Genomic DNA, 6,974 nt, shown 5'->3' on the forward strand with positions numbered 1-6,974 from the left:
CAGGTGGAAGGGACGTGCCATGGACGCCGGACTCAAGCGTGAGCTCGAAGCGAAGGTGTACGCCGGTGAGCGGCTGACCCGGGAGGACGGGGTCGCCCTCTACGACAGCGACGACCTCGCCTGGTTGGGGCGACTGGCCCACCACAAGCGCACCGAGCTCAACGGCGAACGGGTGATGTTCAACGTCAACCGGCACCTCAACCTGACCAACGTCTGCTCGGCGTCCTGTGCGTACTGCTCGTTCCAGCGCAAGCCGGGCGAGAAGGACGCGTACACGATGCGCATCGACGAGGCGGTCCGCAAGGCCAAGGAGATGGAGGACGAGCAGCTCACAGAGCTGCACATCGTCAACGGCCTGCACCCGACGCTGCCCTGGCGTTACTACCCGAAGGTGCTGCGCGAGCTGAAGGCGGCGCTGCCGAACGTCAAGCTCAAGTGCTTCACCGCGACCGAGGTGCAGTGGTTCGAGAAGATCAGCGGCCTGAGCGCCGACGAGATCCTCGACGAGCTGATGGACGCCGGCCTGGAGTCGCTGACCGGCGGCGGCGCTGAGATCTTCGACTGGGAGGTCCGGCAGCACATCGTCGACCACGCCTGCCACTGGGAGGACTGGTCGCGCATTCACGCCCTGGCGCACAGCAAGGGCATGAAGACGCCGGCGACGATGCTGTACGGCCACATCGAGGAGCCCCGGCACCGGGTCGACCACGTGCTGCGGCTGCGCGAGTTGCAGGACGAGACCGGCGGCTTCGCGGTCTTCATCCCGCTGCGTTACCAGCACGACTTCGTGGACTCGGCGGACGGCAAGATCCGCAACCGGATCCAGGCGCGCACCACGATGGCCTCCCCGGCCGAGTCGCTGAAGACCTTCGCCGTCTCCCGGCTGCTCTTCGACAACGTGCCGCACGTGAAGAACTTCTGGGTGATGCACGGCCTCTCGGTGGCCCAGCTCTCGCTGAACTTCGGCGTGGACGACCTGGACGGCTCGGTTGTCGAATACAAGATCACCCACGACGCCGACTCGTACGGCACCCCCAACACGATGCACCGCGACGACCTGCTGCACCTGATCTGGGACGCCGGGTTCCAGCCGGTCGAGCGGGACACCCGCTACAACGTGGTCCGGGAGTACGACAAGGCCCCGTCGCTGGCCGAGCGCCGCGCCGAGCCGCAGCAGGTGTGGGCCTGAGCCACCACGTACCCTCGCAGTCGATGACCGAACAGCGAGGACCCGAGCAGCAGGGCGGCTTTCCCCGACGGGACGCCGAGGGGCGCGTCCGTACCCTGGGCGATCTGCTCGGGGTGTGCCTGGCCGGCCTGGTCATCGGCGCGCTGGCGCTCGTGTTGTTCGACTGGGCGTTCGCCTCGATCGGCGCCGGCGACTTCGGGCACACCAACGGTTGGCTGGCGGTGATCCTGCCGGCGTGGCTGTTCTGGGACGATTTCCGGGCCTGGGAGTTCGGCGCGGCCCGGGTGGTGGCGGCGCTGGTCGCCGCCGCCGTCGGGGTGTTCGCCGGGCTGCTGATCGCCGGTCTGGGCGCCGGGTTGCCGCCGCTGCTCTCCGGAACGTTGGCGGCGGCGGCGTTCACCGTGGCGTACGCGACGGTCTGGTTCCCGGGCGTCCGCTGGCTGGCCCGCCGGACCGGCTGACCCCCGACCGCCCGCCGGGCGGGTCGACCTTTCCGCCGGCACCGGCGGGTGACGGAGAACGGAGTGGTGCAGGTGAGCGCGGCGGTCAAGTACACGCTGGGTCGGATCGGGCTGTTCGTGGCCGTGCTGGGTGGCCTCTGGCTGATCGACATGAACGTGTTCCTGAAGCTGATGCTGGCGCTGGTCTTCTCCGCCGCGCTCTCCTTCTTCCTGTTGCGCGGCTGGCGGGACGAGATGGCCGAGGAGATGGCCGGCGCGGCGGCGCGCCGCCGCGACGAGAAGGAGCGTCTCCGCTCCGCCCTCGCCGGCGACGACCAGCCCTCCACCGACCCCGAGCCTCCCACCGACCGACCCTCGCGTTGATCAAGAGGTTTGCGTCACCAGGACGACTCCGGATGACGCAAACCTTTTGCTCAGGTGTGTGCTGGGGGACGCGTCACCAGTTGGTCGAGCCGGAGACCTTTGGCCACGGCTTGTTGCTGGGCTTGATCAGGTAGGCGACGCCGCCCGAGCCGCCGGAGACGCCGCCGGTGGCGTTGATCCGCTTGGTCCGCAGCCAGATCTGCTCGAACTGGGCACGCTTGTAGACGTTGCGCACCACGTCGTTGCTGGACGAGGCGGGGTCGTTGACGATCACGTCGCCGTCGGCGGTGAAGCCGACCACCACGAACAGGTGCCCGGAGGTGCCGTAGTTCGCCCCGTCCAGCTCGCTGGCCAGGAAGGACTGGCTGGTCACCACCGGGATGCCGGCGGCGATGAAGCGCTCCAGCTCGTCCAGTGAGTGCAGCCGGGTCACCCGCCCCTCCAGGCCCGGGAAGCTGGCCGCGTACGCGGTGTTGAACGGCCAGTTGCCCGCGCCGTCGTACGCGTAGTCGTAGGTCATCCGCGCGGCGTGGTTGACCGTCGGGTCGGGGTAGGTCGGGTCCACCCAGGAGGTGTCGGCCGCGGACGGCCCGCGTCCCCAGTACTCGACCACCATCTCGGTCGACGTGGGTGAGCACCACGCCTCACCGCCGCCGTCGTACTCGGGGTAGTGCCCGGAGTGCACGTTCTGCGAGTAGCGCGGCACCGACAGTTCCCGGCCCCAGGCGATGTGCCCGGCGCTCGGGGTGACGGTGAAGCGGTCCGGCACGGTCGAGCTCATCGCGCCGAGCATCCGGACCACCGGCGCGGCGGTCTGCCCGGGCGCCCGGTAGAGGGTCAGTCGCAGCTGGTACGACCGCAGCAGCACCCCGGCGGCGGCGTCGTCGATGCTGAAGGTGTCGGTCCAGATCGTCGACCAGGGGTCGCCCTGCCGGTTGACGGTGGTCCGCTTGATGTCGCTGTCGCCGGACGCCCAGCGCCCCATGACGTACCACGGGGTCTGGTCATCGCTGGTGTAGCTGCCCTGCATCTCCACCTGGATCCAGGTGCCGGCGGGGGTCTCCGCGTTCCAGGAGGCGATCAGCTCGGTGGCGTCGAACCCGACCCGGGTCACCGGCGAGGTCCAGGTGCCGTACTCCCAGGTGCGGGTGGTGCCGGTGTGCGGGTCGGCGTACTCGGTGGTGCCGGCCGGGCGGGCCAGGGTGAGGCCCGATCGGGCGCCGGGCACCACGCGGGTGCCGGCCCGGCTGCCCCGGTGCCAGTCGGCGGGCCCGGACCAGTCCTGGAAGGTGATCTGCTCGTCGTGGGCGGTGGCGGGCGGTCGGCCGCCGGCGAGCGGCGAAGCCACGGCCGCAGGCGCGGCGGTGGCGAGCAGGGCGAGCGCGGTGACGCCGGCGAGGGCGGCCGCGTGCAGGCGGGATCTGGCCATGGGTGCTCCGCGGTGTCGAGAGGGGCATCGTCGCTGGTCAGTTTTCCGCTTGGAAGGAAGTTTCGCCAGATATTCACGGGTGGAAAATCATTGCCGCTGCGATGGTCCACCTGGGATGGAGAAGGCAGCGATGAATATTGATATGACCATGTGACAGGTGGTGAAGTGTCCTCCACCGAGCGGGATCTCCCGCCCTTCGAGGAGGTAGTCCATGGCCCTCCGCACGCCCATCCCTCTCCGCCGCGTCCTGGTGCTCGCCGTCGTCACCGGGCTGGGAATCGTCACCGTCGCCACCGGCCCGGTCTCCGCCCGACCGGCACCGGACCGGACCGCCGAGCCGGCCGCCGCCAGCTACCGGGTGCTCGGCCCCCGGACCGTCGCCGACCGCACCGCGGTGGCCCGCACCGGGGCCGCCATCGACTACTCCGAGCACGGCGTGCTGCACGTCTCGGCCACCGCCACCGAGGTCGCCGCCATCGGCCGGCTCGGCTTCCGGCTGGAACCGCTCGCCCCGCCGCCGAACGCCGAGCGCGGCGCCGGCGAGATGGGTACGCAGGCCTTCCCGCCCGCCGACTCCAACTACCACGACTACGCCGAACTGACCGCCGTGGTGAACCGGGCCGTCGCCGACCACCCGGCGATCGTCCGCAAGATCAGCATCGGTTCGTCGTACGAGGGCCGCGACCTGATGGCGGTGAAGATCTCCGACAACGTGGGCACCGACGAGAGCGAGCCGGAACTCCTGTTCAACGCCCAGCAGCACGCCCGCGAGCACCTGACCGTCGAGATGGCGATCTACCTGCTCAACCTCTTCACCGACAGCTACGGCTCCGACTCCCGGATCACCGACATCGTCAACAGCCGGGAGATCTGGATCGTGCCGACGGTCAACCCGGACGGTAGCGAGTACGACATCGCCACCGGGTCGTACCGGTCCTGGCGCAAGAACCGGCAGCCCAACAGCGGCTCGTCCGCGATCGGCACCGACCTGAACCGCAACTGGGGCTACAACTGGGGCTGCTGCGGCGGCTCGTCCGGCTCCACCTCGTCCGAGACCTACCGTGGACCGTCGGCGTTCTCCGCACCCGAGACGCAGGCGTTGCGCAACTTCGTCAACAGCCGGGTGGTCGGCGGGACGCAGCAGATCAAGGCCAACATCGACTTCCACACCTACTCGCAGCTGGTGCTCTGGCCCTACGGCTACACGACCGCGAACACCGGGCCCGGGATGAGCGCCGACCAGTACAACACCTTCGCCACCATCGGCCAGCAGATGGCGGCCACCAACAACTACACCCCGGAGCAGTCCAGCGACCTCTACATCACCGACGGGGACAGCATCGACTGGATGTGGGCCACCCACGGCATCTGGGCGTACACCTTCGAGATGTACCCGGGCTCGTCCGGAGGCGGCGGTTTCTACCCGCCCGACGAGGTGATCCCCGCGCAGACCTCGCGCAACCGGGAGGCCGTGCTGATGCTCAGCGAGTACGCCGACTGCCCGTACCGGGCGATCGGCAAGCAGGCGCAGTACTGCGGCGGTGGTGGCGGCACCACGGTCTGGTCGGACACCTTCGAGACCGCGACCGGCTGGACCATCAACCCGTCCGGCACCGACACCGCGACCCTCGGGGCCTGGGAGCGGGGCGCCGCCCAGGGGACCACCTCCTCCGGGGCCAAGCAGCTCACCCCGTACGCCGGCAGCAACGACCTGGTCACCGGGCGGCTCGCCGGCACCGGAGCGGGCGCCTACGACATCGACGGCGGGGTGACCAGCGCCCGGTCCCCGGCGGTGACGCTGCCGTCGTCCGGCACGCTGACCCTCTCGCTGGCCTGGTACCTGGCGCACGGCTCGAACGCCTCCTCGGCGGACTACCTGCGGGTGAGCGTGGTGCACAACGGCGGCACCACAGCCCTGCTCACCCAGGCCGGTGCGGCGACCAACCGCAACGGCAGCTGGACGCTGGCCAACCTCAACCTCACCCCGTACGCCGGCCAGTCGGTGCGCATCCTCATCGAGGCGGCCGACGCCTCCACCGCGAGCCTCGTGGAAGCGGCTGTGGACAACGTCACCATCACGTCCTCCTGATCGGGTGGGGCCCCGTTCCGCCCCTGCGGGGCCCCACCACCCGCCCCTTCCGACGTGTCGATCTAGGGCATATCGTCGTGATCTGAGATCAACTCGCGACGATATGCCCTAGATCAACGAGGGGTGGTCCCGACGGTGCGCTACCGTCTTAGCGACCACTCCGCAGCGAAGCCGGTGCGAAACCCGGCGCTGTCCCGCAACTGTGATGCCCCGTCCTGACGGCGGGGATGAGCCAGGTCGCCTGCGGATCGGTCGCGACACGCGCTCTCGAGGAAGGGCGCCTCGTGGGCGGGCGTACGAAAGTCCCTGTCGGCGAAGCACCACACTCCTCGACCGACAGGAGGCCCCATGTCCAGACGTACCCCCCGGATCTTCGCCGCGACCCTCGCGGTCGCCGCGCTCGCCCTCGGCGCGTGCGCGGAAAAGACCGCCGACGAGCCGGCCGCCGGCGGCAGCTCCGCGACGGTCACCTACCCGGTGACGGTCGGCTCGGTCACGCTCGACAAGCGCCCCGAGAAGATCGTCTCGCTCTCGCCCACCGCCACCGAGATGCTCTTCGCCATCGGTGCGGGCCCGCAGGTGAGCGCGGTCGACGACCAGTCCAACTACCCGGCCGACGCGCCCAAGAGCGACCTGTCCGGCTTCCAGCCCAACGCCGAGGCGATCGCCGCGAAGAGCCCCGACCTGGTGGTGCTCGCCAACGACACCAACAAGATCGTCGACCAGCTCGGCAAGCTGAAGATCCCGGTCTACCTCACTCCCGCGGCGATCACGCTGGAAGACTCGTACCGGCAGATCACCGACCTGGGCGCGCTGACCGGCCACGCCGACCAGGCGACCGACGTCACCAGCCGGATGAAGGACGACATCGCCAAGCTGGTCAAGGACCTGCCGCAGCGCGCCGAGAAGCTCACCTACTACCACGAGCTGGGCCCGGAGCTGTACAGCGTGACCAGCAGGACCTTCATCGGCTCGCTCTACAGCCAGGTCGGTCTGACCAACATCGCGGACCCGGCCGACGCGGACGGCAAGAACGGCGGTTACCCGCAGCTGTCCCAGGAGTTCATCGTCAAGGCAAACCCGGACTTCGTCTTCCTGGCCGACTCCAAGTGCTGCCAGCAGAACGCCGACTCGGTCAAGGCGCGCAGCGGCTGGGCCGGGCTGACCGCGGTGAAGAACAATCAGGTGGTCGCGCTGGACGACGACATCGCCTCGCGTTGGGGCCCGCGGGTCGTGGACCTGCTCCGGGTCATCATCGACGCGGTCGCCAAGGTGCCCGCGTGACCGTCGTCCGTCGGTGAGCGCGAGGAGTGAGCCGGGTTCGCGAGCCTCGCAGTCGCGAACGGAAGAAGGCTCGGTGACCGGGGCGCCCCTGGTGGCCACCCCGGCGCCACCCACCCGGCCGGGCGCGACGCCACCCGCGGCGCGGGGCGCCGGGGGGGG

Annotated in this window: 6 protein-coding genes; 5 read left to right on the forward strand and 1 reads right to left on the reverse strand. The window is 69.8% G+C overall.

All coding sequences use genetic code 11. The annotated features are described in order from the left end of the window. Window positions 1-19 precede the first annotated feature (19 nt). The 3 genes from mqnE (at window position 20) to KBX63_RS28305 (ending at window position 2,013) form a co-directional block, all read left to right on the forward strand. Window positions 20-1,189, forward strand: coding sequence for an aminofutalosine synthase MqnE (gene mqnE, locus KBX63_RS28295; protein ID WP_210916491.1), 1,170 nt, complete (start codon window positions 20-22; stop codon window positions 1,187-1,189). A 23-nt stretch (window positions 1,190-1,212) separates the two neighbouring features. Further along, on the forward strand, window positions 1,213-1,650 hold the full coding sequence (locus KBX63_RS28300; RefSeq protein WP_074319085.1) for a hypothetical protein: 438 nt from the start codon (window positions 1,213-1,215) through the stop codon (window positions 1,648-1,650). 72 nt (window positions 1,651-1,722) lie between these two features. Next, a complete protein-coding gene (locus tag KBX63_RS28305; protein WP_210916508.1) occupies window positions 1,723-2,013 on the forward strand; it encodes a DUF4229 domain-containing protein in 291 nt (96 codons plus the stop codon). Window positions 2,014-2,086: 73 nt separating this feature from the next. Here the strand turns inward: KBX63_RS28305 and KBX63_RS28310 are convergent, their stop codons facing one another. After that, complete coding sequence (locus tag KBX63_RS28310; protein ID WP_210916492.1) at window positions 2,087-3,442, reverse strand: C39 family peptidase; 1,356 nt, start codon at window positions 3,440-3,442, stop codon at window positions 2,087-2,089. Between the two features lie 211 nt (window positions 3,443-3,653). Here KBX63_RS28310 and KBX63_RS28315 point away from each other — a divergent pair, with 211 nt between their 5' ends. Then, a complete protein-coding gene (locus KBX63_RS28315) occupies window positions 3,654-5,531 on the forward strand; it encodes a M14 family zinc carboxypeptidase (protein ID WP_210916493.1) in 1,878 nt (625 codons plus the stop codon). A gap of 348 nt (window positions 5,532-5,879) precedes the next feature. Beyond that, window positions 5,880-6,815, forward strand: coding sequence for an ABC transporter substrate-binding protein (locus KBX63_RS28320; protein ID WP_210916495.1), 936 nt, complete (start codon window positions 5,880-5,882; stop codon window positions 6,813-6,815). Window positions 6,816-6,974 lie beyond the last annotated feature (159 nt).

This window comes from Micromonospora sp. U21, assembly GCF_018070045.1.
Taxonomy (GTDB): Bacteria; Actinomycetota; Actinomycetes; order Mycobacteriales; family Micromonosporaceae; genus Micromonospora.

What these genes read in the sequence shown, in the direction of transcription:
- mqnE (WP_210916491.1), top strand. Translation starts at nt 20, where the DNA reads ATGGACGCCGGACTCAAGCGTGAGCTCGAAGCGAAGGTGTACGCCGGT.
- KBX63_RS28300 (WP_074319085.1), top strand. Translation starts at nt 1,213, where the DNA reads ATGACCGAACAGCGAGGACCCGAGCAGCAGGGCGGCTTTCCCCGACGG.
- KBX63_RS28310 (WP_210916492.1), bottom strand. Translation starts at nt 3,442, where the DNA reads ATGGCCAGATCCCGCCTGCACGCGGCCGCCCTCGCCGGCGTCACCGCG.
- KBX63_RS28315 (WP_210916493.1), top strand. Translation starts at nt 3,654, where the DNA reads ATGGCCCTCCGCACGCCCATCCCTCTCCGCCGCGTCCTGGTGCTCGCC.
- KBX63_RS28320 (WP_210916495.1), top strand. Translation starts at nt 5,880, where the DNA reads ATGTCCAGACGTACCCCCCGGATCTTCGCCGCGACCCTCGCGGTCGCC.